Origin of the sequence: Streptomyces antarcticus (genome assembly GCF_026627255.1) — a bacterium.
GTDB classification, from domain to species: Bacteria; Actinomycetota; Actinomycetes; order Streptomycetales; family Streptomycetaceae; genus Streptomyces; species Streptomyces antarcticus.
Genome location: NZ_JAPNLM010000035.1, coordinates 17,417 through 43,735, shown reverse-complemented (window position 1 = coordinate 43,735; position 26,319 = coordinate 17,417). Strand labels below are relative to the sequence as shown.

Sequence of the window (26,319 nt, the reverse complement as noted above, 5' to 3'; positions counted from 1 at the left end):
CGGACTCCCGTCACCCTGCGCGGAGGCTGCCGTCCCCACCGTACGCCGGGCCCCGTGCCCCTGCACCCGGCCGTACGGCGGCACCCGGCCGCGAGCGGCACCGCGCCGGAGCGCGGCCGGTGGAGCGTCTCCGCATACTGGATGGGACAGAACGACGGCTGGAAGGGGCGTCTCGTGCCATCGGTCCGGCGGGGGGACGACGCCCGCGGCGGGCCGTTCCGGTCCGAGCCGGGGACCCTGCTCGAGCACGTGGCGGTGGCCGTCTTCGGCCTCGATGACGACGGCCTCGTCTGCTACTGGGGGCCCGGCGCCCGGGACCTCTTCGGCCACGAGGCCGCCGCCGTCCTGGGACGGCCCGGCGCCCTGCTGTTCGCCGGCGGTCCGGCGGAGGCTGCCGTGACGGCCGCCGCCCTGGCGGAACGGGCCCGGGCGCAGGGGTACTGGCGGGGTCCGCTGACGGCGCGGCACCGGGACGGCACGGACTTCGCGTGCGGCTTCCGGGTCTTCCCCGTACAGGGCGCCGCAGGGCGGTCGGTGGTGATGGGCCTGGCGAGCCGGAGCAGCGAACTCGACCGGGTCAAGACCAATCTGGCCTTCCTCGACGCCCTCTTCGAGACCTGTCCCGTCGGACTGGTCATGCTCGATCAGGAACTGCGGTACGTCCACCTCAACCAGGCGCTGGCGGACATGGACGGGCTCCCCGTGGAGGAGCACATCGGGCGGCCCGTGGACGAGGTCATGATCATGGCCGACGGCGGCGAGTACCGGCGCATGGTCCGGGCGGTCGCCGAGGGCGGGGGCCCGGTGGTGGGAACGCTGGTGGGCCTGCGCCCGAAGGGGCATCCGGACCGTGACCAGGTGCGGTCGGTCACCTTCTTCCCGCTCAGCGGGGTGGCCGGCTCCCGCCCGGGAGTGGGCGGGCTGATGGTGGACGTGACCGACCGCGAGCGGGCCATTCTGGAAGCCACCGCCGCACGCCGGCGCCTCGCTCTGCTGGACCGGGCCTCCGCGCGCCTCGGCACCACCCTGGACGTGCGCCGCACGGCGCAGGAGCTGGTCGACGTCGTGATGCCCGACTTCTGCGACGGCGCCGTGGTCGAAGTGGTGGAGTGGATGGACGAGACGGAGCGGTTCGACCCCGACCGCCCGCTGATCACCCGACGGATCGCCTCGGGAACCGTCCTGCCGCCCCCGGCCACCGAACTCGTCAGCGGAGTGGAGCGGGTGCGCTACCCGCCCGGCTCGGTCATCCACGACATGCTGCGCACGGGCCGGCCGGTGTCCGCCGTGGTCGACGCGGACTTCCTCGCCCGCACCGTCCTCATCGAGTCCCGCGCCCGGCTGCTGTCCGACAGCGGGGTGGCCTGCCTCCTCGTCGCACCGCTCATCGCCCGGGACACGGTGCAGGGGCTCGCCGTCTTCGGCCGGTCCGCGGACCGGCCCGCCTTCACCGAGGACGACCTCGGCCTGGGCGGCGAACTCGCCTCGCGCGCCGCGATCTGTCTGGACAACGCCCGCCTCTACAGCCGCGTCCAGGACATATCGCTCACCCTCCAGCGGGCCCTGCTGCCCAGTGCCCTGGCCACGAGCCCGTACGTGGAGGTGGCCCACCGGTACCTGCCCGGCAGCCGCATCACCGAGGTCGGCGGCGACTGGTACGACGTGATCAGCCTGCCGGGTGACCGGGTCGCCCTCGTGGTCGGCGACGTGATGGGCCACGGCGTTCCCGCCGCCACCGACATGGGCCGGCTCCGCATCACCACCAAGGCGCTGGCCTCGCACCACGCCCGGCCGGACGCCCTGCTCGCCGAGCTCGACGCCTGCGCCCAGGAGTCCGGCATCGAGCTGGCCACGTGTCTCTACCTCGTCTACGACGCGACGACCGGCCGCGCCCGGATCGCCGGAGCCGGCCACCCCCCGCCGCTGGTCCTGCGGCCGGACGGGACCGTCGACACCGTCGACGAGGTCCTGGGCATCCCCCTCGGCGTGGGGGGCCTGCCCTTCCGGACGGTGGAGCGGGAACTGCCCGACGGCGCGGTCCTCGTCCTCTACACGGACGGCCTCATCGAGTCCCGCGGCCAGGACATCGACGCGGGCCTTGAGGCACTGCGCACCGAAGTCCGCCGGGCGGGCGGGCCGTTGGAGGTGATGGCGGACCGCATCCTGACGAACCTGCTGCCCGACCCGCCCACCGACGACACCGTCCTCGTCCTGGCCCGCGTCCACCGCGCGGGGGCCCGCCCGGAAGCGGGCCCGGCAGCAGGCCCGGAAGCGGGGCCGACAGCAGGCCCGGACGCGGGGCCCGGCGCGGGCGCGGCTACAGGCTCAGCCGGGCGTTGACCAGGTAGCGGACCTGCTCGGACAGCTCCTCCCGGCGGGCACCCCCCTCGACGCACCGCAGCTCACCCTGGAGGGCCTGCTCGGTGCGCAGCACCGTGTTGCGGGGCACCGGCACGCGCTGTCCGGGCTTCTCGGTGAACGGCTGGAGCTCCGCGGCCACGACCTGGGCGTCGTCGGAAGCGCCGTGGCGGAGCGAGAGGAACACCCGGGAGAGCCAGTCGGCCGGGATCTTCACCATGAAATCATCCATGGCGGCACAACGACCGACCGACGTGCGCGTGACGCACCGGTCCCCGCTCGCCGGTACGGCCGACGGCCGGCACCGCGGGGGCGGTACCGGCCGTCGGGCGGCAGGGTCAGGCGTCGCCGTCCTGGGCGGCGGCGCCGACGAGCTCTTCGAGCAGGTCTTCCATGGTGACGAAGCCGATCACGGCGTCGGCGTCGCCCGTGACGGCGGCCAGGTGCGTGCCCGCCGTCCGCATCGCGGTCATCGTGTCGTCGAGCGGGGTGCCGAGGGACACCTTGGTGATCGGGTGGAGGGCGCTGCGCGGGAAGGGCGCGGTGCGGTCGGCCGCCGCGAGGGCGTCCTTGATGTGCAGGTAGCCCAGGATCTCCGCGTCGGGTCCGGCGACGGGCAGACGGGAGTACCCGTACTGTGCGGCGGTCCGTTCCAGGGCGCGGGGGGTGATGTCGTGGCCGACCGTCACGACGCGGTCCAGCGGGACCATGATGTCGCCCACCGGCCGGGTGCCGAGTTCGAGCGCGTCCCGCAGGCGCTCCCCGTCCTCAGGGCCGAGGAGGCCGGCGGCGCTGGAGTCCTTGACGAGGCGGGCGAGCTCGTCGTCGGTGAAGACCGCGCCGACCTCGCCCTTCGGCTCGACCTTGAGCAGGCGCAGCAGGACGTTGGCGAAGGCGTTGATGCCGAAGACGAACGGACGCAGCGCCCTGGTGAGGGCGACCAGCGGCGGGCCCAGGAGCAGCGCGGTGGGCGCCGGAGCAGCGAGCGCGATGTTCTTGGGGACCATCTCGCCGACCAGCATGTGCAGGTACGTCGCCACGGTGAGCGCGATGACGAACGCGATGGGGTGGATCAGCCCCTCGGGTACGCCGAGGGCCTCGAAGGGGGGTTCCAGCAGGTGCGCGATGGCCGGTTCGGCGACGGCGCCCAGGACCAGTGAGGAGACGGTGATGCCGAGCTGGGCGGTGGCCATCACCGCGGAGAGGTGTTGGAGCCCCCACAGGGTGGTCCTCGCGCGGAGGTCGCCCTTGACCGCCGCCGGTTCGATCTGGCTGCGGCGTACGGAGATGAGGGCGAACTCGGCGCCGACGAAGAAGGCGTTGGTGATCAGGGTGAAGGCACCGATCAGCAGTTGGATCGCGGTCATCGGCCCTGCTCCTCGGTGGCGGCGGCATCCGCCGGGGGCGCCATGACGGTGACCCGGTCGGCGCGGTGGTGGTCGACGTCGAGCACGGACAGCCGCCAGCCGTCGACGGTGACGGTGTCGCCTTCGGCGGGGATCCGCGCCAGCTCGGTGGCGATGAGCCCGGCGAGGGTCTCGTAGGGGCCCTCGGGTACGTCGAATCCGATCTCTTCGAGCTCGTCGAGCCGGACGCTCCCGTCGGCCTCCCACACGCGGCGGCCGTCGTGTTCCGGGGCTTCGATGAGGTCGGGGACCTCCATCGGGTCGTGCTCGTCGCGGACCTCGCCGACGACCTCCTCGACGATGTCCTCGACCGTGGCGACGCCAGCGGTGCCGCCGTACTCGTCGATGATCACGGCCATGGTGCGGGACCTGCGCAGCCGCCCGAGCAGGGTGTCGACCGGCAGGGAGTGCGGCACCATCAGCGCGGACGTCATGAGGTCGGCGACCGGGGTGACCGGGCGCATGTCCTCGTCCAGGGCCAGGACGTCGCGGATGTGGACGGTGCCGACCACCTCGTCCAGGGTGTCGCGGTAGACGGGGAACCGGGACAGGCCGGTGGCCAGCGTCAGCTTCGCGGCGTCGGAGGCAGCCGCGCGCAGTTCCAGGGCCTGGACGTCGACGCGCGGGGTCATCACGTTCTCGGCGGTCAGGTCGGCCAGGTGCAGGGTCTTCACGAAGAGCTCGGCCGAGTCCGCCTCGATCACGCCCTCGCGGGCGGAGTGCCGGGCGAGGGCCACCAGCTCCTCCGGGGTGCGGGCGGAGGCCAGCTCCTCGGCGGGCTCCAGGCCGAAGCGTCGTACGAGGCGGTTGGCGGTGTTGTTCAGGTGGCGGATCAGCGGGGCGAAGGCGGCCGTGAAACCGCGCTGCGGGCCCGCGACGACCTTGGCGACGGCCAGCGGGCGGGAGATCGCCCAGTTCTTCGGAACCAGCTCGCCGATCACCATCAGGACGACGGTGGACAGGGCCACTCCGAGCAGGGTCGCCGTGGTCGCCACGGCCCCCTCGGGCAGGCCGAGCGCGGTCAGCGGGCCGCGCAGCAGCGCGGAGACGGACGGCTCGGCGAGCATGCCGATCACCAGGGAGGTCACGGTGATGCCCAGCTGGGCGCCGGACAGCTGGAAGGTGAGGCGCTTCGCGGCCTTCAGGGCGCCTTCGGCGCCGCGCTCGCCGGCCTCGGCGGCGCGTTCGAGTTCACCGCGCTCGACCGTGGTCAGCGAGAACTCGGCCGCGACGAACACCGCGCACATCAGCGTCAGGGCGAAGGCCAGGAGCAGCAACAGGATCTCGGTCACCGTGCCACCCCCGTTCCCGTCGCGAGAATCTGCGGGCAGGTCGTGGCACGGCTCGGACTGGGAGGTTCACCCATTGCGGGTCTGCTGCTCCTTCTTCACTCGGCGGGCGCCGTACGGCGGCCCCGCGGGGTTGCGTGGCGGGGAGGGCCCCCCGCCACAATCGTAAAGGGCGGGCAAAGGTGCCCCGTCAGGCACCCCGCTCCGGCCCATGTTTCTACAGCTGTGTAGAAAAGGCGAGAGCGGATCGGGTTCCCTGTCCGCCGACCGGGTGAAGCGGGCCCCGGAGTCGCGTCTCATAGCATCATATTTTCTTCATATGACTACATTCTCTGCTTGTCCGGGCACCCCGGGCCGAGGGCCGGCCGGGACGGCGGCGCCCCGGCCCTGGTTGCCGGTGTTGCGGTCCGAACCCGACCGGGAGAGTGCCACCCATGCGTTCCCGTATCGCCGCGGCTGCCCTGTTCGCCGCCCTGTGCCTGCCCCTCACCGCGTGCACGTCGCCCGAGACCACCGGCCCCCTTCTGGGGGCCGCGGGGCCTCAGGCCCGGCCGGCGGAGCGGGCCGTCCCGGACGCGCTCCGCTTCGCGGCCAAGACCGTCGACGGCTCGGACTTCGACACCGCGTCACTGGCGGGCAAACCCGTCCTGCTGTGGTTCTACGGGGCGACCTGCGCGGAGTGCCCCGCCCAGGCCTTCGAGACCGCCGCACTGGCCGACCGCCACCTGGGCCGCGTCCACGTCGTCGCCGTGGCCGGGCCGGGCGCCGGTGCGGGGCTCCAGGGCTTCGCCGCCCCCGCGGCGGGCGGCCCCCTGACCCACCTCGCCGACGCGCAGCACGCGCTGCGCGACCGGTTCCGCGCCGCTGGCGTCAACACGTACGTGCTCCTCGACGAGGACGGGGAGGACGTCTACCGGGGCAGCGGAGCGGACACCGGGAGCCTGGACCGCGAGTTGGCCGCCCTCGTCGGCGAGGACTGACCGCGCGAAGCCGTCCGTACGGGGCAACCGCTGCCGGTAATTTCTACAGTGTTGTAGAAACCGGCGGCCCGGACCGGCACCCCGGCTCGGGACCGCCACCGGCGAACACGGAGACGGCATGGCCCTGTGGGCCCGGGAGCGCGTACGCGTACGCCGCGTCTTCGGGCAGCACGGCCACCGCGCGGTCGGGCAGCCCGGCGAGGGCGCGCAGCGCGTCGCGGCGCACGCGGAAGTGGCGCCAGGCGATGGCGGCGCGTCCGGCCAGTACGGCGAGGAGCGCCGGGATGGCGTCCATGCCGGCCACCTCGTCGTACGGCACCGCGTCGCGCACCTCCGGGTCCGACCAGCTGGGCGGTGCCGACCACCATCAGCAGCGCGAGGCACAGGGTGCTGCACACCGCGAGGACCGCGGCGATGGCGGACAGCAGCCGGGTCGCCGTCCGCGGGTGGAGGTGGTGCTCGGCCAGCCGGGCGATGGGCCAGGCGGTGAAGGGCAGGACCAGGGGCAGGAAGACGAAGACTCCCCTGGGAGTTCAGCCGCCCCCTTCGTCGTCGGTCTGCGCGAGCAGGCCGCGCAACAGCTGCTCGTCCCCGGGCGGGAGCAAGGAGACGAAGCTGGCGAGCACCGCCTGCCGGTCGGCCCCGCCGTCGAGCACCTTGCGCATCCGCAGGGCCGCAAGCCCCGCCTCGTCGGCCACGGGAACCCACTGGAACGAACGGCCCGCGCGCTCGCGGTCGACCGCGCCCTTGACGTGCAGGCGGGTCAGGATCGTCATCACCGTGGTGTAGGCGAGGGTTCCGGGGAGGCGCTCCTGCACCCAGCCCGCGGTGACCGGCCCCGGCGCGCCGCCGAGTACGGCGAGGACCTGGGCCTCCAGCTCGCCCTGACCCCGTCGTGGGGGCAGCGCGTCCCCCGTGCCGTGCCGGGTTCTCATCCTCAGGCCTCCCGTCCGGGGATCGCGTGTCCCACGTGAAGTGCGGCCCATCGTACGGAGCCCGCGGCGACCGGCCGCCCGTACGGAGCCCGCGGCGACCGGCCGCCGGACCGCGGGCACGGACGCGCGGCCGGGCTCTCCCGGCGCCCCGAGCCCCGGCACCCCGAGCCACGACGCCCTGGCTCCCATGCTCCCGCGCTTCCGTACCCGTACGGCGTGCCGGGCGGGGGTCAGGAGGGCCGCTCCTCCCCTTCGGCCGGCTCGCCGTCGGCCGGCCGGCCCGTCTGCCCTGCGGTCCCCCCGTCCGTCCTCGCCGCCCGCCCCTCGCCGGGCTCCTCCGCCGCTTCCTCCGCGGCGCGGACCTGCGCCGCGAACTCCTTCTCCGAGACGCGCTCCAGCGTGCCGCCGTGGCGCCGCGCGAGGTCGTCTCCGGGCTGCGGCGAGGACTCGCGCAGGTCCACCACGAGCAGCGACGCCCCCTCTTCGACCCGGCTGCTCAGCATGATCAGGCCCGCACCGCCCTCCAGCCGCTGCTGGTTCTCGGCGGCGCCGCCGAGGGCCGCGCCCGCCGCCGTTCCCAGCAGCACGCCGAGCGGGCCGCCCAGCAGGCCGACGAGACCGCCGACCAGCCCGGCGCCCGCCGTCGCGACCCCGGCGCCGCTGACATGGCTCTCCGGTACGTCGAGCAGGCCGTCGGCCGAGCGTTCCACCACCGCCGCCTGCCGCAGCCCCGGCAGGTCGAGCGCCTCCCGGAACGCCGCACGGCCGGTGGCCGGCCCCGTGAACGAGATCAGCAGCACCTGATGGGTCTCCGTCATGTCGCCTGTCCTCCCGCACTGCCCGCCGACGCACTCCCTGGTCCCCCCAGTGGAACCCGCGTCCGCGCCGCCCGCCTCCCGTGACGTGCCACCGGCCTTCCCGGCCGGCCGGGGTCTGCCCGCGGCATCCACCAATCCGCGGCGTCCGGCGCTACGAAGAACGGAGGAACGGGCCGCCGGGCATCCGGCAAGGCGACAGCCGCCCCGGATGCTGGAGGACGTGTGATGAGGGCCGTTGCCGACCGGTTGGCGGAGCTGCTGGACCACTTCTTCGCCGGTCCGCTCCCCGTGCGCCTGCGCGCGTGGGACGGGACGGAGGCGGGCCCCGCGGACGCCCCCGTGATCGTCCTGCGTTCGCCGCGGGCCCTGCGCCGGCTGCTGTGGCAGCCGGGTGAACTGGGTCTCGCCGAGGCCTACATCACCGGCGAGCTCGACATCGAGGGGGACCTGGCCGAGGGCCTCGGCGCTGCCTGGCAGTCCGTGCGCGACCACGGCCGCGTCAAACCCACCGCTGCCGGATGGGCGCAGGTCACCAGCCTCGCCGTGGGACTGGGGGTGGTCGGCCTGCCTCCCCGCGCGCCCGACGCCCCGCGGGCCCGGCTCGGCGGGCGGTTGCACAGCTCCGCGCGCGACCGGGCCGCGATCAGCCACCACTACGACCTGTCGAACGAGTTCTACGCCCTCCTCCTCGACCCGTCGATGGCCTACTCGTGCGCCTACTGGACCCGCCCCGAGGAACCCGGCTACGGCCTGGAGCAGGCGCAGCACGACAAGCTGGAGCTGGTCTGCCGCAAGCTCGGCCTCCACGAGGGGTCCCGGCTCCTCGACGTCGGCTGCGGCTGGGGCTCCCTGAGCCTGCACGCCGCCCGCGCCCACAAGACGCGGGTGACGGCGGTGACCCTGTCCCGACAGCAGCGTGACTTCGTGGCGGACCGGGTGGCCCGGGAGGGGCTCGGCGACCTCGTCGACGTCCAGCTGCGCCACTACCGGAACATCGACGCCGGCGGGTACGACGCCGTCACGGCCATCGAGATGAGCGAGCACGTCGGTGACGCCGAGTACCCGGCCTTCGCCTCGCTGCTGCACGGCGCCCTGCGGCCGCGGGGCCGCCTGCTGGTCCAGCAGATGTCCCGGGGTGCCAACGCTCCGGGCGGCGGCGCGTTCATCGAGGCGTACATCGCCCCCGACATGCACATGCGCCCCGTGGGCCGGACCGTGGGCGTCCTGGAGGAGGCCGGTCTCGAGGTCCGCTCGGTCGAATCCCTGCGCGAGCACTACACCCGTACCATCGACGCCTGGCGCGACACCCTCGAAGAGCGGTGGAGCGCGTTCGACTCCCTGGCCGGCGAGACGACCGCCCGCGTCTGGCGGCTGTACCTGGCGGGCAGCTCGCTGGCCTTCGCCGAACGGCGCATGGGGGTGGACCAGATCCTCGCCGTACGGCCCGCGCGCGACGGCGGGTCCGGCATGCCGCCCACACCGGCGGACTGGTACCCGGCCGCGGAGGGGGCGAGTTGAGACGTACGGGAACACGGGAGAACGGAGCGGGGCCCATGACGGCGGACGCGCACGACACCCTGGCAGTCCGCTGGGCGCCCTTCACGCCGCGGGCCGCCGTGCTGGTGCTCAACGGCGGACGGGCGGACGCCCTGGAGGCACCGCCCCGGCTGAACCTGCCCGCCCTGCGGATGCGGCCGTTCGCGACCGGCGTCATCCGCGCCACCGCGCACGACCACGTCCTGGTCGGGCACGTCCGCTACCGGCACCGGGGCTGGAACGGCGGGCGCGAGGACGCCCTCCAGGACGCCCGGGAGGCCCTGCGGGCCCTGCTGCGCGCGGCGGGCGACGTCCCGGTGGTGCTCGTGGGCCACTCCATGGGGGGCCGCGCGGCCCTGCGGCTGGCCGGCGACCCGCACGTGTGCGGTGTCGTCGCCCTCGCGCCCTGGTGCCCGCCCGGCGAACCGGTCGGCCGGCTGCGCGGCCGGCGGGTGGCCGCCCTTCACGACCCGGCCGACCGGGTGACGTCGGCGCGGGAGACCTGGGACTTCCTCGACCGCGCCGAACGGGCCGGCGCGCACACCCTCGCGGTTCCCATGACTGCCGGGGGCCACGCCATGCTGCGCGACGCCCGGGCCTGGCACCGCACCGCCACCTCCCTGACCCTCGGGTTCCTCGGCCTGGCCCCGCTGCCGGCCGCCCTGGCCGGCCGGGTTCAGCGGGGCAGCGCGGAGTAGTAGCGGCGGCAGGCCCGGAGCATCCCCTCGTCGGAGAGGGTGAACACGTCGACGAAGTCCCGCTGCTGCGGCGAGAGCCGGCCCATCGCGACGACGCAGTCCCCCTCCGCGACGATCCGGATGATGTCGTGGCGCGCGCCGCGGGCACCGGGGCCCTCCAGGTCGGGCCCCAGCGGACCTGCGTGCAGGAGGGAGCCGTAGCCGTCGAGGTCACCGTTGTCGAGGTAGTGGTACGCCAGGCGCACGTGGTCGACCCCTGAGTCGGTGATGACGGAGCTGGGCGGGATCCGCCTGGTGTACCGACCGTTCATGGGACGTCCTTTCGTACGGCCGCGTCCCCTCCGGGAGGCGGCAGGTACACCCTGCGCCAGGCGCGCAACCCGGGGCTATCCCCGCCTTATCACCGAAGCGGGCGCTCGCGGAGCCGCCCCTCGGCCACGATGGCCGGAACTGGTGCCTCCTGTCGGCCCCCACGGAATCTCCACACCATGGACAACCGGAGACGTGTTCGGGAAGACTGAGCCCCCGCTCCACCCGTGTTCCCTCCCGGCTCGACCGTGTCGTGCACACGGTGCGAGCGGGATCAGGCATGCCCCAGCTGGGAGACTCATGACCGTTTCGCCCGGCGGGGGTGCGCCGACCCCGGACGCGGTGGTTTTCCGGATCCTCGGACCGTTACAGGTGACCGGCCACGCGGGGCAGGTCCGCATCCCCCCGGGCCGGCAGGAAGTCATCCTCGCCGCGCTGCTCCTCGAGGCGAACCGTGTGGTGAGCACGGACTACCTGGTCGACCTGATCTGGGACGACGAACCCCCGGACACGGCACGCACCCAGGTGCAGATCTGCGTGTCCCGGCTGCGCAAGCTGTTCAGCTCGGCGGCCATCGCCGCCGCCATCACCACCCGGCCGCCGGGGTACGTCCTCAAGACCGAGGGCGACCTCGTCGACGCCGCGCTGTTCGCCCGTACGGTCGCCGACGCCCGGACGCTGGCCAAACAGGGCCAACTGGCCGGAGCGGCGGAACTGCTGCGCGCGGCCGCCGAGTTGTGGCAGGGCGACTGCCTGAGCGGGGTGTCCAGTGAGACGCTGCGCAGCAAGGCCCTGCAACTGGACGAGGAACGGCTCACCGCGACCGAGACACGGATCGAGCTGGAACTCGACCTGGGCCGCCACCACCAGCTGGTCGGGGAGATCCAGCTGCTGGTACGGGTCCATCCGCTGCGGGAGCGGCTGCGCGGGCAGCTGATGCTGGCCCTGTACCGGTCGGGCCGGCAGGCCGAGGCCCTGGAGAGCTACCGGGTCGGGCGCGAGCTGCTGGTGGAGGAGCTCGGCCTGGAGCCGGGCGGTGAGCTGCGGGCACTGGAGTCGGCGATCCTGGCGGGCGAGGTACCGCCGCCGTCCCGTCCGGCCGCCGGCGGCTACGGCCGCGCGGTGGAGGCCGCGGGCACCGACGCGGAGCCGGGAGCGGGGGCTGGGCCTGGGCCGGGGCCGGCCTCCGAACCGGGCCCGGGCGCGGGTTCCGCGGGGGCGGCCGCGGAGCCGCGGCGGCCCGCCGCCGCGGGTGAGCCGTCCGGTGCGGAGCCGGGCCGGGCGTCCGCGCCCCCGGCGCCGGACGGGGCGGCCGCGTACCGGGAGGAGATCCCGCGCCAACTCCCGTCCGACACCTCCGACTTCGTCGGAGACGAGGCACAGATCGCCCGGATCGAGCGGACGCTCCTCGGCGACGGCGGACAGCGGGCGGTCGGGCTGGCCGTGGTGGTGGGCAAGCCGGGCACCGGCAAGTCCACCCTGGCCACGCACATCGCCCACCGGCTCAGCGAAACCGGCTTCCCCGACGGCCAGTTGTACTGCGACCTGCGCGGTACGGGCTCTCCCGCGACCTCGGCCGAGGTACTGGGCCGGTTCCTGCGGGCGCTCGGCATTCCCGGTGCGGTGATCCCCGAGTCGCAGGACGAGCGGGCCGAGATGTACCGGACCCTGCTGGCCTCCCGCCGGATGCTGGTGGTGCTGGACGACGCGGCGTCCGAGAGCCAGATCCGGCCGCTGCTGCCGGGCAGCCGCAACTGCGCGGTGCTGGTCACCAGCCGGGTCCGGCTCACCGGGCTGCCCGGTGCGCACCGGATCGAGCTCGACGTCATGAGCACCGAGCACGCGCTGGAGCTGCTGGTCCGGGTGATCGGCGCGGACCGGGTGGAGCGCGAGGGGGCGGCGGCCGAGGCGCTGATCCGGACCGTGGGCGGGCTGCCGCTGGCGCTGCGGATCGTGGCCGCCCGGCTGGCGGCCCGCGCGCACTGGACACTGGCCTCGATGGTGCACCGGCTCGCCAACGAGCGGCACCGGCTGGACGAGCTGACCCACGGCGAGATGACGATGCGGGCCAGCCTCTCGCTCACCCACGACGGGCTGGCCGCGCCGGACCGCCGGCTGCTGCGGCTGCTGAGCCTCGCGAAGGGACCGACGCTGCCGGGCTGGCTTCCCGGGGCGCTGCTCGACGACGACCGGCCCTTCCCCTCCGACCTCCTCGAACCGCTGGTCGACGTACAGATGCTGGACGTCGTCGGGGTCGAGTCCACCGGCGGCTTCCGCTACCGGTTCCACGAGATCATCCGGGTGTTCGCGCGGGAGCAGCTCGCCGAGCACGACGAGCCGGCCGCTCAGACGGCGGCGCTCGGCCGGATGCTGGGCGGCTGGCTGTCGCTGGCCGAACAGGCCCACCGGCGCATCTACGGCGGGGACTTCACGGTGCTGCACGGCAGCGCTCCGCGCTGGGAGCCGCCGCCCGCATGCGTCGACGAGTTGCTGGTGGACCCGCTGGAGTGGCTGGAGAGCGAGCACGCCAACCTGGTCCAGGCGGTCGAGCACGCCGCCGAGGCCCGGATGGACGAGCTGTGCTGGGACCTGGCGACGACCCTGACGACCCTGTTCGAGGGCCGGGGCTACTTCGACGAGTGGGAGCGTACGCACCGGCTGGCGCTGGAAGCCGTCCGGGCCGCCGGGAACAAGCGCGGCACGGCCGCTCTGCTCAGCTCGCTCGGCGTCCTCCACCTCGGCCGCAGCCAGAAGGAGGAGTCGCGGACGGCGCTGACCTCGGCGCTCGGGCTGTTCCGGGAACTCGACGACCGCCACGGGCTGGCGCTGTGCCACCGGGACCTGGCGCTGCTGGAGCGGATGCGGGGCAACGAGGAGCACGCACTCACCCTGTACGACCGGGCGCTGCGGGATTTCGACCGGGTCGGTGACGTGGTGGGCCGGGCCATCGTCCTGACGCAGAGCGCGCAGATCTGGATGGTGCGCGGACAGTCCTCGGCCGCGCAGGACCGGCTGGACGAGGCGCTCGGCATCTACCGTTCGGTGGGGTACACGGGCGGCCAGGCACGGACGCTGCGCCGGGCGGGGCAGCTGTCGCAGTCCCGGGGCGAGCACGAGCGTGCGGTGCGGACGTTCAGCGAGGTGCTGGAGCTGTGCCGGGACAGCGGTGACGTGATCGGCGAGGGGCACCTGCTGCGGGACCTGGGTCACGCGCACGCGGAGCTGGGGCGGGGAGAGTCCGCCCGGGGGTTCTACGCGCAGGCGCTGTCGGTACGCGAGCAGATCATGGACCAGGGCGGCGCGGCGGTGGTGCGGCTGGACCTGGCGCGGCTGCTGCTGGCGGGGGGCAACTCCCGTGAGCGCTCCCGCTCCCGGGAACTGCTGGAGAGCTCGGTCCGGGTCTTCCGCGAGCGGCGGATGGACGCTGAACTGGCCGAGGCGGAGCGGCTGTTGGGTTCCGACCCGCTGCCCTCTCGGGTGATCGGTCCGGTGCTGGGCCAGGCGTTCGTCCCGCTCGTGGGGTCGGCGCCGGCTGCGGCCCTGGGCTCGGCGTCGGGTCCGTCCGTGAACCCTGCCCCGGGCTCGGGCGCCGTCCGCGCACCGGCTGCGGGATCCGCGGCCGGGGTGTGACGTCGGGGGTGTGTCGTCAGGGGACCGGGTCGGGGGTTGCGTCAGTCCCACGGGTTGGTGTCGGTGGAGGTGCTCGGCGACGGGGTGGCCGTCGGTCCGGTGACGCCGGCCGTGGTGGCGGGGGTGGCCGTGCCGTCGGCCTGGGCGACCTGGGTGCCGAGCACGGCCGCTCCGGTGATGGCGACGGTGACGAGGGCGGTGCGGAAGGCGGCGGCGAGCGTCATTTCTGATTCCCTTTCATCGGTGCGCTCCGGGTTTTCCGGGGCGCTTCCTTCGTTCTGGGCATCACGTTAGGAACAGCCGGAATCCCCGCACCGGCCCCGCTCCTATCCCCGCGCTATCACGCTTCTGGAGAGGTGATGGGGACGGCGTAGACCGGTGATAGCGGCGTCGTAGGCGGGTGGGGAGCGGGGCTCCGGGGGTGATAGGAGCGCCTGCCGGGGGCTGTTCGCGCGGGGATGCCGGGGCGATAGCGCGCTGCCGACGATGGGAAGCAGGAACCGGGCCGGGCCACGCGGGCCCAGCCGTTCCCCACCACCACCGCCGGGAGCGCACATGAACAGCACGGCCGCCGTCGACGCCGCCCTCACTCCGGTACGGGACACCCCCCGCCTGGGCATGCTGATCAGGACCCACAGACTGCGGATCGGCCTCACCCAGCGGGAGCTGGCCGACCTCTCCACGATCAGCGTGCGGGCCATCCGCGATCTGGAGCAGGGCAAGGCGAGACGGCCCCGCCCCGACACGGTCCGTCTGATGGCCGACGCGCTGCGGCTGGGCGCCCGGGCCCGGACCGCTCTGGAGGCCGCCGCGCAGCAGGGCCGGGCGACCGGAGCGGGCTGGGAGCGGCCGCCGGCGCCGCCGACCGCCCTGCACCCGATGGTGGGCCGGGACGCCGAGGCATCGCTACTGGAACGGGAACTCGCCTCGGGGGCGGAACGGCTGGTGCACCTGGTGGGGCTGACCGGGGTGGGCAAGACGCGGCTGGCGCTGTCGGTCGCCGAACGGCTGCACGGCGCCGGGATACCGGTGCTCTGGTACGCCTTCCCCGGCGCGGCGGCCGATCACCTGGGCTGCGCCGAGGGCGAGTCGGCGGTCCTGGTCGCCTCGGCGGTGGCCGAGCTGTACTCCCCCGCCTCCGCACCGTGCGGAGACGGCGGCACCTCTCCGCTCGACGGCGGCCGTGCGGACGGCTTCGGCGGCGGCACCGCCGACAGGTCCCCCGTCGCGGGTGCGGTCGACCCCCTCGCCGGCGGCGTCGACTCCCTCGCCGAACTGCTGGGAGACCAGACGGCGTTGCTGGTGCTCGACGGCGCCCCCACGGGCCCGCTCCGGTTCGACCGGCTGACCGGGCTGCTGCGCGCTTGCCCCGGGCTGCGGCTGCTGGTGACGTCGGACCAGCCGTGGGAGGTGCCCGGCGAGCGGATCTTCCTGCTGGCGCCGCTGGAGGTGCCGGCCGACGGATCGGTGGACCCGGCGGCCCCGGCGGTCCGGGTCTTCCTCGACCATGTCCGGCGGGTGCGGCCGGAGTTCGCGCCGACGGCGGCCGACGCGGAACGTGCCGCGTGGGTCTGCCGGCGGCTGGACGGACACCCGGGGGCACTGGCCGCGGCCGCCTCCTGGCTGGTGGTGTGCGACCTGACCGCCCTGTGCCGTGGTCTCGACGAGGACCCGGTGGCCCTGCTCGACCACCTCGGCGGGCGGGCGGGCACGGCCGGCTTCCGGGGTGCCCTGGGGCGCCGACTGGACCGGCTCTCACCCGGCGCCCGCGGGCTGCTGGAGGCACTGTGCGAAGGCGCCGGGGACGAGTTCGACCTGGCCGGGATCACCGCCCTGGCCGATGCCACGGGCAGACCGGGCACCGGTCTGGCGGAGGCCGGCCGGATGCTGCGCGAGCTGCTGATCAGCGGTGTCGTACGGGCCGCGCACGAGGGCGGCAGCTCCCGCTTCCGGGTGCTGGGCCTGGTCCGGGCCGCCTGCCGGGCGCCGCGCGCGGCTGCCGCCACTGCCGCCTGAACTGCTCGCCGAGTGCCGGAGCAACTGCCGCAGGGCCGGGGGGCCCGCCGGTTGGATGACGTAGGGCCGGACCACGCAGCAGATCTCGTACCAGCACGTGAACAGATCTCGACCGCCCGCCACGGAGACCATTTTGAGGAGCCCGCGCATGTCCACCGAGCCGTCTGAACAGAGCAGCACCGCGCACGGGCCGGCCGCTGTGCGGCTGCCGCTGTCGGCGGCGCAGCGCGACATCTGGATGGCCCACGGGCTGGACGCGTCCGGCTGCCGCTACAACATCGGGGAGTACCGGGAGATCCTGGGCGATCTGGACCCGGGGCTGCTCGCCCGGGCCTGGTACCAGCTGGCCCGCGAGGCGGACTGCCTGCGCATCCGCGGCACCGGTTCGGACGAGGACGGGAGCGGAGGCGGGAACCGCGCCGGGGACGGCACGGGCAACGGTGACGGCACGGGGAACGGTGACGGCGGCCTGTGGCAGCTGGTCCACCCCGAACCGGGCTCGCGGGAACTGGAGTTGCTGGACCTGAGCGGAGAGGCGGACCCCGCCGCGGCCGGCCGGGCCTGGATGGCGGCGGAGCTGGCCCGCCCGTTCGACCTGGAGGGCGGCTGGCTGACCCGGCACGTCCTGATCGCCGTGGGCACGACGGAGCGGGGCGAGCGCCGCTGGTTCTACTTCCACGCCTTCCACCACCTGGCCGTCGACGGCATGGGCATCGCTCTGATGGACCGGCGGCTGGTGGAGCTGTACGAGCGGGCCGCGGCCGGTGAGCCGTGGGGGCCGAGCCCGTTCGGGTCGATGGCGGAGCTGCTGGCCGAGGACGAGGCGTACCGGACGTCGCCGGAGGCCGCCGCGGACCGGGCGCACTGGGCGGCGCACCTGGCCGTGCTGCCGCAGACGCCGCGGCTCGGCGAGGGCCGCAGCGGCCGTACGGCGCCGGGCGCGCTGCCGTTCGTACGGCGCACGGTGGTACTGCCGGCGGCGCGGGCGGACCGGCTGCGCGAGGTGGCGCGGGCGCACCGGGCACCGTGGACGATGCTGGTGATCGCGCTGGTCGGGGCCTACGTGCACCGGGTGGGCGGGAGCACCGAACCGGTGCTGGGCCTGCCGGTGACGGGCCGGCGTACGGAGCTGGCGCGGCGCACGCCGGGCATGATGTCGAACGTGGTGCCCCTGCGGGTGCCGGTGGCGCCGGACGGGACGCTGGCCGAGCTGCTGTCGGCGGTGGTCGCGGAGACCCGGCAGGGGCTGGCGCACCAGCGCACCCGGTACGAGGACATCTGCCGGGACCTGGGTCTGGGCGAGGCGGAGCGGCGGATCTCGGCTCCGCTGGTCAACATCATGGCGTTCACGCCCGGGATGCGTTTCTGCGGGTTCCCGACCACGCAACACAACCTCAGCAACGGTCCGGTGGAGGACCTGGCGGTCGGCGTGTACGACCTGGGTCCGGAGGGCGGGCTGCGGATCGACTTCGACGCGGCTCCGGAGGTGTGCGACCTCGCGGCCGTGGCCGGGCATCAGGACCGGTTCCTGCGGTTCGTGGAGCAGGCCATGGAGTCGGTGGAACTGCCGCTGTCGGGGCTGGAGTTGCTGGGTGAGGCCGAGCGGCGCCAGGTGCTGGAGGAGTGGACGGGCACGCGGGCGGACATCGGCGCGGCGACCCTCGTGGACCGGTTCGAGGAGCAGGTACGCCTGCGCCCGGACGCCCGCGCCGTCGTCTTCGGCGACGAGGAGCTCACGTACGCGGAGCTGGATTCCCGCGCCAACCGGCTCGCCCGCCACCTCGCCGGACACGGCCTGGGCCGGGGGGACTTGGCGGGGGTCCTGCTGGACCGCGGCACCGACTTCGCCGTCGCCCTCCTCGCCGTCGTCAAGACCGGCGCCGGCTACGCCCTCCTCGACCCCGAGTTCCCCGACGAACGCCTGGCGGGGACGGCCGCCGAGGCGGGGGTGCGGGTGCTGGTGACCGACGCCGCCCACCGGGGGCGGATCTCCGGCCCGTGGGCCACGGTGCCGGTCGATGCCGACCGGGCAGCCGTCGCCGCCCGCGCGGACGGGCCCCTGCGGGTCCGGCTGACCCCGGCGGACGTGGCGTGCGTGATGTTCACCTCCGGCTCCACCGGACGCCCCAAGGGCATCCTGTCCTCCCACCGCAACCTCGTCTCCACGCTCACCGCCCAGACCTACGCCGACTTCGGCCCGGGCGAAGTGTTCCTCCAATGCTCCCCCGTCTCCTGGGACGCCTTCAGCCTCGAATTCTGGGGAGCCCTCCTCCACGGCGGCACCACCGTCCTGCAACCCGGACAGCGACCCGAACCCGCGCTCATCGCCGCACTGTCGCCGCGGTGGGGCGTCACCATGCTCCAGCTGTCGTCCAGCCTCTTCAACTTCCTCACGGACGAGCACCCGGAGTCCTTCACCACCACGCGAATCGTGTACACGGGCGGCGAACCCGCCTCACCCACCCACGTCCACCGCCTCCACACCCTCTACCCGGCGCTCGCCGTCACCAACGGCTACGGCCCCGCCGAGTCCATGGGATTCACCACCACCCACCCCATCCCCGTCTCGGACCGGCCGACCGCCACCGTGTCCATCGGGCGCCCGCTCACCAACAAGCAGGCGTACGTCCTCGACGGCCACCTGCGCCCCAGCCCACCCGGCGTCACCGGCGAGCTGTACCTCACCGGCGACGGACTGGCCCACGGCTACCTCGCCCAACCCGCCACCACCGCCGCCAGCTTCATCCCCAACCCGTACGGCACACCCGGCTCACGCCTCTACCGCACCGGCGACCAAGCCCACTGGGACACCCACGGAAACCTCCACTACACCGGCCGCACCGACACCCAGATCAAAATCCGCGGCTTCCGCATCGAACCCACCGAAATCGAAACCGTCCTCACCACCCACCCCCGGGTCGCCCGGGCCACCCTCGTCCACTCCACCGACCTGACGGCCTACGTCACCCTCACCCCCGGCCCGGGTCTCGCCCCCGCCGCCCTGCGCAGCTGGCTGCGCGAGCAGCTGCCCGAGCACATGGTGCCCGCGCGGTTCGCCGTACTGGACCGGCTGCCGCTCACCGCCAACGGGAAGATCGACAAGCGGGCCCTGCCCGCCGTCGAAGCACCGCTCACCACGGGGGGCCGCCAGCCGCGGACCGAGCTGGAGGAGATCGTACGGACGCTGGTCGGCGAGGTCCTGGAGGCCCCCGTACCGCTGTCGGTCGACGACAGCTTCTTCGACCACGGCGGCCACTCCCTGCTCGCCGCCCGCCTCGCCAACCGCATCGGCGCCACCCTCGGCGTCACCCTCACCCTCCGCGACGTCTTCCAGCACCCCACGCCGGCCGCGCTGGCGCGGCAGATCGGCGCCGCGTCGGGCCGGCCCGTGCTTCCGCCGCTCACCCGTGCCGCGGTGCGGCCCGAGCGGCCGCCGCTCTCCTTCGCCCAGCAGCGCCTCTGGCTGGTGTCCGGGCTCCAGGACGGGGGGACCTCGTACAACGTGCCGATGGCGGTCCGGCTGGACGGGGTCGCGGACGTCGGGGCGCTGCGCGCCGCCTTCGCCGATCTGGTGGGCCGGCACGAGCCGCTGCGGACCCGGTTCACCACCGTGGACGGCGAGCCGCGGCAGGTCGTCGACCCGGTCGGCGAGCCGGTCTTCGAGGTCCGTACGGTCGCGCCGTCGGAGCGGGAGGCCGAGCTGCTGGCGGCCGCCCGGCACCCGTTCGACCTGGCCGCGGAGCATCCGCTGCGGGTGACGCTGGTGCGGACCGGGGAGGCGGAGTCCACCCTCCTGGTCCTGCTGCACCACATCGCGACCGACGGGCAGTCGCTGCGCCCGCTGTTCGACGACCTTTCCGCCGCCTACGCGGCCCGGCTGGCGGGCCGCGCCCCCGACTGGGCGCCGCTGCCGGCGGACTACACCGACTACGCGCTGTGGCAGCGGGCCGCCCTGGCCGACGGCGGGGCCCTGGAGGACCAGCTCGCCTACTGGAAGACCGCCCTGGCGGGTCTGCCGGAGGAGCTCGGGCTGGTCCACGACCGGCCGAGGCCCGCGGTGGCGGGGCAGCGGGGCGGGGCGGTGCACGTCGACTTCGGACCGCACCTGCACAAGCGGATCGTGGAGCTGGCGCGCGCCGAGCGGTGCACGCCGTTCATGGTGCTTCAGGCGGCGCTCGCCGCCCTGCTGACCCGGCTGGGTGCGGGGACCGACGTCCCCCTCGGCTCGCCGGTCGCGGGGCGCTCGGACGAGGCGCTGTCCGGGCTGGTGGGGTTCTTCGTCAACACCCTCGTGCTGCGGACCGACACCTCGGGCGATCCCGTCTTCCGGGAGCTCCTGGCCCGGGTGCGCGCCGCCGACCTGGACGCCTTCGCCCACCAGGAGGTCCCCTTCGATCTGGTGCTGGAGGCCGTGAACCCGGCCCGCTCGCTGGCCCGGCACCCGCTGTTCCAGGTCTGCCTGGCGCTGGAGTCGGGGCCGGCGGTGGCGCCGGACCTGCCGGGCCTGCGGGCCGGGGCCGCGGAGCCGCTGGTGACGGGGGCCGTCAAGTTCGATCTGGAGTTCCTGCTGCGGGCCGAGCCGGACGGGCCGCTGACGGGTGCGGTGCTGTACAGCTCCGACGTGTACGAGGCGTCGACGGTCGAGCGGCTGACGGACATGCTGCGCCGCGCCCTGGAACACGTGGTCGCGGCCCCCGACGTACCGCTGTCGGAGCTGGAGTTGCTGGGTGAGGCCGAGCGGCGCCAGGTGCTGGAGGAGTGGACGGGCACGCGGGCGGACATCGGCGCGGCGACCCTCGTGGACCGGTTCGAGGAGCAGGTACGCCTGCGCCCGGACGCCCGCGCCGTCGTCTTCGGCGACGAGGAGCTGTCGTACGCGGAGCTGGATTCCCGCGCCAACCGGCTCGCCCGCCACCTCGCCGGACACGGCCTGGGCCGGGGGGACTTGGCGGGGGTCCTGCTGGACCGCGGCACCGACTTCGCCGTCGCCCTCCTCGCCGTCGTCAAGACCGGCGCCGGCTACGCCCTCCTCGACCCCGAGTTCCCCGACGAACGCCTCACCGGGACCGCGCGGGACGCGGCGGTCGGCGTCCTCGTCACGGACGCCCGGCACGGGGACCGGGTGATCGGCCCCTGGACGGCCGTGCTGGTCGACGCCGACCGCGAGGCCATCGGCCGGCAGGACTCCGGGAGCCCGGACGTCGGCCTCACGCCGGCGGACGTGGCGTGCGTGATGTTCACCTCCGGCTCCACCGGACGCCCCAAGGGCATCCTGTCCTCCCACCGCAACCTCGTCTCCACGCTCACCGCCCAGACGTACGCCACCTTCGGGCCCGGCGAGGTGTTCCTCCAGTGCTCACCGGTCTCCTGGGACGCCTTCAGCCTCGAGTTCTGGGGAGCCCTCCTCCACGGCGGCACCACCGTCCTCCAGCCCGGACAACGACCCGAACCCGCACTCATCGCCGCACTGTCACGGCGCCACGCGGTGACGATGCTCCAGCTGTCCTCCAGCCTCTTCAACTACCTCACGGACGAGCACCCCGACACCTTCACCACCACGCGGATCGTGTACACGGGCGGCGAACCCGCCTCCCCCACCCACGTCACCCGCCTCCACACCCTCGATCCGGACCTCGCCATCACCAACGGCTACGGCCCCGCCGAGTCCATGGGCTTCACCACCACCCACCCCATCCCCGTCTCGGACCGGCCGACCGCCACCGTGTCCATCGGGCGCCCGCTCACCAACAAGCAGGCGTACGTCCTCGACGGCCACCTGCGCCCCAGCCCACCCGGCGTCACCGGCGAGCTGTACCTCACCGGCGACGGACTGGCCCACGGCTACCTCGCCCAACCCGCCACCACCGCCGCCAGCTTCATCCCCAACCCGTACGGCACACCCGGCTCACGCCTCTACCGCACCGGCGACCAAGCCCACTGGGACACCCACGGAAACCTCCACTACACCGGCCGCACCGACACCCAGATCAAAATCCGCGGCTTCCGCATCGAACCCACCGAAATCGAAACCGTCCTCACCACCCACCCGGAGATCACGCAGGCCACCCTGTCGACCCATCCCGACCACCACAACACGCCCCAGCTGACGGCCTACCTCGTCTCCACCGCTCCGGACCTCTCCGGCCAGGACGTCCGGCTCTGGCTGCGCACGCTGCTGCCCGACCACATGGTCCCGGCCTTCGTCGTCCTGCTCGACCGGCTGCCGCTGACCCCCAACGGGAAGATCGACAAGCAGGCGCTGCCCGTCCCGCAGGCCGCGGCCACGGTCGGCGGGCGCGGCCCGCGCACCGAGCTGGAGGCGTCCGTCGTCGCGTACTTCGCCGAGGCCCTGAACACGACGGAGCCGCTCTCCATCGACGACGGCTTCTTCGACCTCGGCGGCCACTCCCTGCTCGCCGCCCGCCTCACCAACCGCATCGGCGCCACCCTCGGCGTCACCCTCACCCTCCGCGACGTCTTCCAGCACCCCACCCCCGCCACCCTCGCCCAGCACATCGAGGGCCTGCGGCGGTCCGAGCCTGCGGCGCCCCGGAGGGCCCGGCCCGCGCTGCGCCGCCGCACCCCCGACCAGGAACGGAGTTCCTCATGAGCAACGACACCTATCCGGACTTCACCCCCGCGCCCGACGACGTGGTGTGGGACCTGCCGGGCGAGGGCCCGCAGCGCACGTCGCTGCTGGTCCTGCCGCACGCCGGCGGAAACGCGCACGCGTACGCCGAGTGGCGCGCGCACCTGCCCGCCGACGTGCGGCTGCTCATCGGCCAGTACCCGGGCCGCGGTGCCCGCTTCGCGGAGGACCTGCCCCGCACCATCGGTGACCTGGCCGGCCCGGTCGTGGCGTCGCTGCCCGCCGGAACCACCGACGACCTGGTGGTCCTCGGGCACAGCATGGGCTCGCTCGTCGCCTTCGAGGTGGTACGGGCCCTGCAGGCGGCCGGCCGGACCCCGCGGGCCCTGGTCGCCTCGGCGTGCCGGGCGCCCTTCCTGGCCAACCCGTGCGCGGTCCACCCCGAGCGGCTGGACGACGACCAGCTCGTCGCCGCCATCAAGGAGCGCGGCGGCACCGACGACGGGATCCTCGACGAGCCCGATCTGCGGGAGATCATCATCCCGTCGATCCGCGCCGACTTCGCCATCGACGACGTGTACCGCTGTGAGGAGTCCGCGGCCCGGGTGGACTGCCCGGTGACGGTGATCGGCGGCGACGCCGACCCGGTCGCGCCGGCCACGACGCTGGGCCGCTGGGCACAGATCACCGACCGGCCCTTCGACTCGTACGTCCTGCCGGGCGGTCACTTCTACTTCCAGCAGCGGCTGCCCGAGTTCTTCGCCGTACTGGCCCCGGTCGTCGGCGGCCACCTGCCGGCGCGCGCCGCCGCCTGACCGCGGCCGCTCCCTCTCTCCCCGACTCCGTACCGTTTTGAGGACTTTGCCATGACCACGTTCGCAGACGCCCCCACCGAGACCGGTATCAGCCCGATCCGCGAGGCCGGCAAGCCGGTCGTCGTCCAGACCCCGGCCGGCGCCGACCTGGAGACGGCCGTCGCCTGGCTGAACGCCCACCGCGCCGGCATCCAGGCCGAGCTGCACCGCTCCGGCGCCGTCCTGCTGCGCGGGCTTCCCGTGTCGGACGCCTCCTCCTTCGCCGCCGCCCGCGACGCGCTGATCCAGCGGCGCGCCGGATACAAGGAGAAGGCCACCCCGCGCACCGACTTCGGCGAGGGCGTCTTCTCCTCCACCGACCTGCCGGCCGTGCAGCCGATCCGGCTCCACAACGAGAACAGCTACACCCTCGACTTCCCCGGCGTGCTGCTGTTCGGCTGCGTGACCGCGCCCGAGGAGGGCGGCGCCACCACCGTCGGCGACATGCGCGAGGCGCTGCGCCTGCTGCCGCCGGAGCTGGTCGAGCGGTTCGCGCGGGCCGGCTGGCTGCTCGTGCGCAACTACTCGGAGCTGGCCGGGCTGCCCTGGTACAAGACGTTCGCGACCGAGGACAAGGCGGTGGCGGAGGCGTACTGCGAGGAGAACACGGTCGGGTACGAGTGGGTGGACGAGGACGACTCGATGATCACCCGGCAGCGCCGGTCCGCGATCGTCACGCACCCCGTGACCGGCGAGGAGAGCTGGTTCAACCACTTCGCCTTCTGGAACAGCCGCACCCTCGACCCGGACATCCGGGAAGTGCTCGTGGAGACCTACGGCGAGGACGGTCTCCCCTTCAACACCTACCTGGGCGACGGCACCGCGCTCACCGACGCCGAGGTCGACGCGATCAACGCCGTCTACGACCGGGTCACGGTGCGCGAGACCTGGCAGCAGGGCGACCTGATGATCGTCGACAACATCCTGTGCGCCCACGGCCGCGAGGCCTACAAGGGCGACCGCAAGATCCTGGTCGCCATGGGGGATCCGGTCGCACTGGCCGACTGCGCCCCCGCCACCCAGCCGTCCACGACCGCGTTCGCCGGGGAGTGAGCACCATGACCGCCGTACTTCCCGAGCGCTCCCGCACCGAGGAGACCCCGCGCCCCGCCGCGGACCTGCTGGCGCGCCTCGCGCTGGCCCCCGCCGGCCGCACCGCCGTCGTCGCGGGCGACCGCGAGCTGAGCTTCGGCGCCCTGCGTGCCGAGGCCATGCGGATCGCCGCCCGCCTCGCGGCCCGCGGCATCGGCCCCGAGAGCGTGGTCGCGCTGGCCCTGCCGCGCGGCGCCGACCTCGTGGCCGCGCTGATCGGCACCCTGACCGCGGGCGCCGCGTACCTGCCGGTGGACCCGAAGCTGCCCGCCGAGCGGCGCCGCTACCTGGTCGAGGACTCCGGCGCCGACCTGGTCGTCACGGCCGGCCCGGACGCCGAGCCGCTCGCCGCGGGCGTCGCACACCTGGCCGTGGCCGAACTGACCGCGCCGGGCGAGGGGTCCGACCCCGCCTACGCCCCCGTGGCCGTCCGGGGCGATACCCTCGCCTACGTCATCTACACCTCCGGCTCCACCGGCCGCCCCAAGGGGGTGGAGATCGGCCGGGCCGCCGTCTCGGCGCTGCTCGCCGAGCTGGAGGGCGCGGGCATCGCCGTCACCGACGGCGGGCGCGTCGGCTGGAACGCCTCCCCGTCCTTCGACGCCTCCGTGCAGCAGTGGGTGCGCGTCTGCCGCGGCGACACCCTCGTGATGATCGACGAGGAGACCCGCGCCGACCCGGCCCTGCTGGCCCGGTTCGTGGACGAGCAGGCGCTGACCGACCTCGACATCACCCCCTCGCACGCCGACCCGCTGCTGGACCTGCTCACCGCCGAGGGCGGGCCCCGCCCGCTGACCCTCCTCATCGGCGGCGAGGCCGTCGCCCCGGCGCTCTGGGCCCGCCTCGCCGAGAAGGGCGCGCAGGGCGTGCTGCGTACGGTGAACCTGTACGGGCCCACCGAGTGCACCGTGGACTCCACGGCCGGCTGGGTCGACGGGGCCGACGCCCCCCACATCGGCGGTGTGCTGCCGGGCCTGCAGATGCGGGTGCTGGACGAGAAGCTGAACCCGGTCGGCGTGGGCGAGGGCGGCGAACTGTACCTGGCGGGCCCGCGCGTGGGCCGCGGCTACCGGCGCCGGCCCGCGCTGACGGCGGAGCGCTTCAGCGCCGACTCCGGCGAGGGGGCCGCGTACGGCGGCCGGATGTACCGCACCGGCGACCTGGTACGGCTGCTGCCGGGCGGCCGGCTGGGCTACCTGGGCCGGGCCGACGGGCAGGTCAAGCTGCGCGGGCACCGCATCGAACTCCCCGAGATCGAGGCCGCGATGACCGCGGTCGAGGGGGTCGCGGAGGCGGCCGTGCTGCTGCTCGACGAGGTGCACGGGGCTCCCGGGCTGGTGGCGTACTACCGGCCGGCGGACGACCGGGCCACCGAGGGCGCGCTGCGCGAGCACCTCGGGGCGGCGCTGCCCGCCTACATGCTCCCGGCGGCCTTCGTGGCGCTGGACCGCTTCCCGACGACCACCAACGGCAAGCTGGACCGGGCGGCGCTGCCCGCCCCGGCCGCCGGCCCGGCGCCGGCCGCCGCGGCCGAGGGCCTGACCCGCTCGCAGGAGCTGATCGCGGGCGTGTGGGCGGCGGTGCTCGGCGCCTCGCGCATCGGGCCCGACGACAACTTCTTCAAGTTGGGCGGGCATTCGCTCCTCGCGATCAAGCTCGTGTCCCGGGTCCGGGCCGAACTCGGCGTCGCGCTCCCGGTGAAGGCCGTCTACGCCCACCCCCGCCTGCGGGACCTCGCCGCCCACCTCGACACGCTCGTCGCGGTGGCCGCCGACGCGGCCGCCGCGCGCCAGGACAGTTAGGACCGTC

Annotated in this window: 17 protein-coding genes and 1 pseudogene; 10 read left to right on the top strand and 8 right to left on the bottom strand. The window is 74.4% G+C overall.

The features are described 5' to 3' along the window. Positions 1–54: 54 nt before the first annotated feature. Positions 55–2,340 carry a SpoIIE family protein phosphatase gene (locus OTB16_RS34265; RefSeq protein ID WP_267726159.1) on the top strand — a complete coding sequence of 762 codons (2,286 nt, stop codon included), beginning with the start codon at positions 55–57 and terminating at the stop codon, positions 2,338–2,340. On the opposite strand, the gene OTB16_RS34260 is transcribed toward OTB16_RS34265, so the two are convergent. The 3 genes from OTB16_RS34260 to OTB16_RS34250 all read right to left on the bottom strand — a co-directional run bounded on the left by OTB16_RS34260 (position 2,318) and on the right by OTB16_RS34250 (position 5,056). Then, a complete protein-coding gene (locus tag OTB16_RS34260) occupies positions 2,318–2,578 on the bottom strand; it encodes a hypothetical protein (RefSeq protein ID WP_267726157.1) in 261 nt (86 codons plus the stop codon). The two genes, OTB16_RS34265 and OTB16_RS34260, sit on opposite strands and share 23 nt — an antisense overlap. 118 nt (positions 2,579–2,696) lie before the next feature. Continuing rightward, a complete protein-coding gene (locus OTB16_RS34255; RefSeq protein WP_267726156.1) occupies positions 2,697–3,725 on the bottom strand; it encodes a hemolysin family protein in 1,029 nt (342 codons plus the stop codon). Further along, complete coding sequence (locus OTB16_RS34250) at positions 3,722–5,056, bottom strand: hemolysin family protein (protein ID WP_267726154.1); 1,335 nt, start codon at positions 5,054–5,056, stop codon at positions 3,722–3,724. The genes OTB16_RS34255 and OTB16_RS34250 overlap by 4 nt, the downstream gene beginning before the upstream one ends. Before the next feature lie 431 nt (positions 5,057–5,487). Between OTB16_RS34250 and OTB16_RS34245 the strand changes: the two genes are divergently transcribed. Further along, positions 5,488–6,033: a TlpA family protein disulfide reductase gene (locus OTB16_RS34245; RefSeq protein WP_267726152.1), complete on the top strand. Its 546-nt coding sequence runs from the start codon at positions 5,488–5,490 to the stop codon at positions 6,031–6,033. Between the two features lie 112 nt (positions 6,034–6,145). Here the strand turns inward: OTB16_RS34245 and OTB16_RS34240 are convergent. From OTB16_RS34240 to OTB16_RS34230, 3 genes and pseudogenes are all read right to left on the bottom strand, one after another. Continuing rightward, positions 6,146–6,542 (bottom strand): annotated as a pseudogene (locus OTB16_RS34240) (M56 family peptidase); the annotation flags it as partial. A 24-nt stretch (positions 6,543–6,566) separates the two neighbouring features. Beyond that, complete coding sequence (locus OTB16_RS34235) at positions 6,567–6,968, bottom strand: BlaI/MecI/CopY family transcriptional regulator (protein ID WP_267726151.1); 402 nt, start codon at positions 6,966–6,968, stop codon at positions 6,567–6,569. 230 nt (positions 6,969–7,198) lie between these two features. Next, complete coding sequence (locus tag OTB16_RS34230; protein ID WP_267726149.1) at positions 7,199–7,786, bottom strand: histidine kinase; 588 nt, start codon at positions 7,784–7,786, stop codon at positions 7,199–7,201. Positions 7,787–8,011: 225 nt separating this feature from the next. Here OTB16_RS34230 and OTB16_RS34225 point away from each other — a divergent pair, with 225 nt between their 5' ends. Both OTB16_RS34225 and OTB16_RS34220 read left to right on the top strand, forming a co-directional pair. Next, positions 8,012–9,304 (top strand): SAM-dependent methyltransferase, encoded by a 1,293-nt coding sequence (locus tag OTB16_RS34225; protein ID WP_267726148.1) that lies wholly within the window; start codon positions 8,012–8,014, stop codon positions 9,302–9,304. 35 nt (positions 9,305–9,339) lie between these two features. Next, positions 9,340–10,020: an alpha/beta hydrolase gene (locus OTB16_RS34220; protein WP_267726146.1), complete on the top strand. Its 681-nt coding sequence runs from the start codon at positions 9,340–9,342 to the stop codon at positions 10,018–10,020. Here OTB16_RS34220 and OTB16_RS34215 read toward each other — a convergent pair. Next, positions 9,999–10,331, bottom strand: coding sequence for a nuclear transport factor 2-like protein (locus OTB16_RS34215; RefSeq protein ID WP_267726144.1), 333 nt, complete (start codon positions 10,329–10,331; stop codon positions 9,999–10,001). The two genes, OTB16_RS34220 and OTB16_RS34215, sit on opposite strands and share 22 nt — an antisense overlap. A 298-nt stretch (positions 10,332–10,629) precedes the next feature. On the opposite strand from OTB16_RS34215, the gene OTB16_RS34210 reads away from it, so the two are divergent. Then, a complete protein-coding gene (locus OTB16_RS34210) occupies positions 10,630–13,959 on the top strand; it encodes an AfsR/SARP family transcriptional regulator (protein WP_267726142.1) in 3,330 nt (1,109 codons plus the stop codon). A 41-nt stretch (positions 13,960–14,000) separates the two neighbouring features. Here OTB16_RS34210 and OTB16_RS34205 read toward each other — a convergent pair whose 3' ends face one another. Next, positions 14,001–14,183: a hypothetical protein gene (locus OTB16_RS34205; RefSeq protein WP_267726141.1), complete on the bottom strand. Its 183-nt coding sequence runs from the start codon at positions 14,181–14,183 to the stop codon at positions 14,001–14,003. Positions 14,184–14,514: 331 nt separating this feature from the next. On the opposite strand from OTB16_RS34205, the gene OTB16_RS34200 reads away from it, so the two are divergent. The 5 genes from OTB16_RS34200 to OTB16_RS34180 all read left to right on the top strand — a co-directional run bounded on the left by OTB16_RS34200 (position 14,515) and on the right by OTB16_RS34180 (position 26,312). Continuing rightward, the gene (locus OTB16_RS34200; protein WP_267726139.1) at positions 14,515–15,975 is read left to right on the top strand and encodes a helix-turn-helix domain-containing protein; all 1,461 of its coding nucleotides are present in this window, start codon (positions 14,515–14,517) and stop codon (positions 15,973–15,975) included. A 148-nt stretch (positions 15,976–16,123) separates the two neighbouring features. After that, complete coding sequence (locus OTB16_RS34195; protein WP_267726137.1) at positions 16,124–22,585, top strand: non-ribosomal peptide synthetase; 6,462 nt, start codon at positions 16,124–16,126, stop codon at positions 22,583–22,585. Further along, a complete protein-coding gene (locus OTB16_RS34190) occupies positions 22,582–23,379 on the top strand; it encodes a thioesterase II family protein (RefSeq protein ID WP_267726135.1) in 798 nt (265 codons plus the stop codon). Before OTB16_RS34195 ends, OTB16_RS34190 begins: the two co-directional genes overlap by 4 nt. A gap of 51 nt (positions 23,380–23,430) precedes the next feature. Next, positions 23,431–24,471 carry a TauD/TfdA family dioxygenase gene (locus OTB16_RS34185; protein ID WP_267726133.1) on the top strand — a complete coding sequence of 347 codons (1,041 nt, stop codon included), beginning with the start codon at positions 23,431–23,433 and terminating at the stop codon, positions 24,469–24,471. A gap of 5 nt (positions 24,472–24,476) precedes the next feature. Continuing rightward, positions 24,477–26,312 (top strand): non-ribosomal peptide synthetase, encoded by a 1,836-nt coding sequence (locus OTB16_RS34180; protein WP_267726131.1) that lies wholly within the window; start codon positions 24,477–24,479, stop codon positions 26,310–26,312. The last annotated feature ends 7 nt before the right edge of the window (positions 26,313–26,319 follow it).

Coding starts and splice junctions, on each gene's coding strand:
- OTB16_RS34245 (WP_267726152.1), top strand. CDS start 5,488: ATGCGTTCCCGTATCGCCGCGGCTGCCCTGTTCGCCGCCCTGTGCCTG.
- OTB16_RS34220 (WP_267726146.1), top strand. CDS start 9,340: ATGACGGCGGACGCGCACGACACCCTGGCAGTCCGCTGGGCGCCCTTC.
- OTB16_RS34230 (WP_267726149.1), bottom strand. CDS start 7,786: ATGACGGAGACCCATCAGGTGCTGCTGATCTCGTTCACGGGGCCGGCC.
- OTB16_RS34180 (WP_267726131.1), top strand. CDS start 24,477: ATGACCGCCGTACTTCCCGAGCGCTCCCGCACCGAGGAGACCCCGCGC.
- OTB16_RS34225 (WP_267726148.1), top strand. CDS start 8,012: ATGAGGGCCGTTGCCGACCGGTTGGCGGAGCTGCTGGACCACTTCTTC.
- OTB16_RS34255 (WP_267726156.1), bottom strand. CDS start 3,725: ATGACCGCGATCCAACTGCTGATCGGTGCCTTCACCCTGATCACCAAC.
- OTB16_RS34185 (WP_267726133.1), top strand. CDS start 23,431: ATGACCACGTTCGCAGACGCCCCCACCGAGACCGGTATCAGCCCGATC.
- OTB16_RS34195 (WP_267726137.1), top strand. CDS start 16,124: ATGTCCACCGAGCCGTCTGAACAGAGCAGCACCGCGCACGGGCCGGCC.
- OTB16_RS34205 (WP_267726141.1), bottom strand. CDS start 14,183: ATGACGCTCGCCGCCGCCTTCCGCACCGCCCTCGTCACCGTCGCCATC.
- OTB16_RS34210 (WP_267726142.1), top strand. CDS start 10,630: ATGACCGTTTCGCCCGGCGGGGGTGCGCCGACCCCGGACGCGGTGGTT.
- OTB16_RS34200 (WP_267726139.1), top strand. CDS start 14,515: ATGAACAGCACGGCCGCCGTCGACGCCGCCCTCACTCCGGTACGGGAC.
- OTB16_RS34235 (WP_267726151.1), bottom strand. CDS start 6,968: ATGAGAACCCGGCACGGCACGGGGGACGCGCTGCCCCCACGACGGGGT.
- OTB16_RS34190 (WP_267726135.1), top strand. CDS start 22,582: ATGAGCAACGACACCTATCCGGACTTCACCCCCGCGCCCGACGACGTG.
- OTB16_RS34260 (WP_267726157.1), bottom strand. CDS start 2,578: ATGGTGAAGATCCCGGCCGACTGGCTCTCCCGGGTGTTCCTCTCGCTC.
- OTB16_RS34215 (WP_267726144.1), bottom strand. CDS start 10,331: ATGAACGGTCGGTACACCAGGCGGATCCCGCCCAGCTCCGTCATCACC.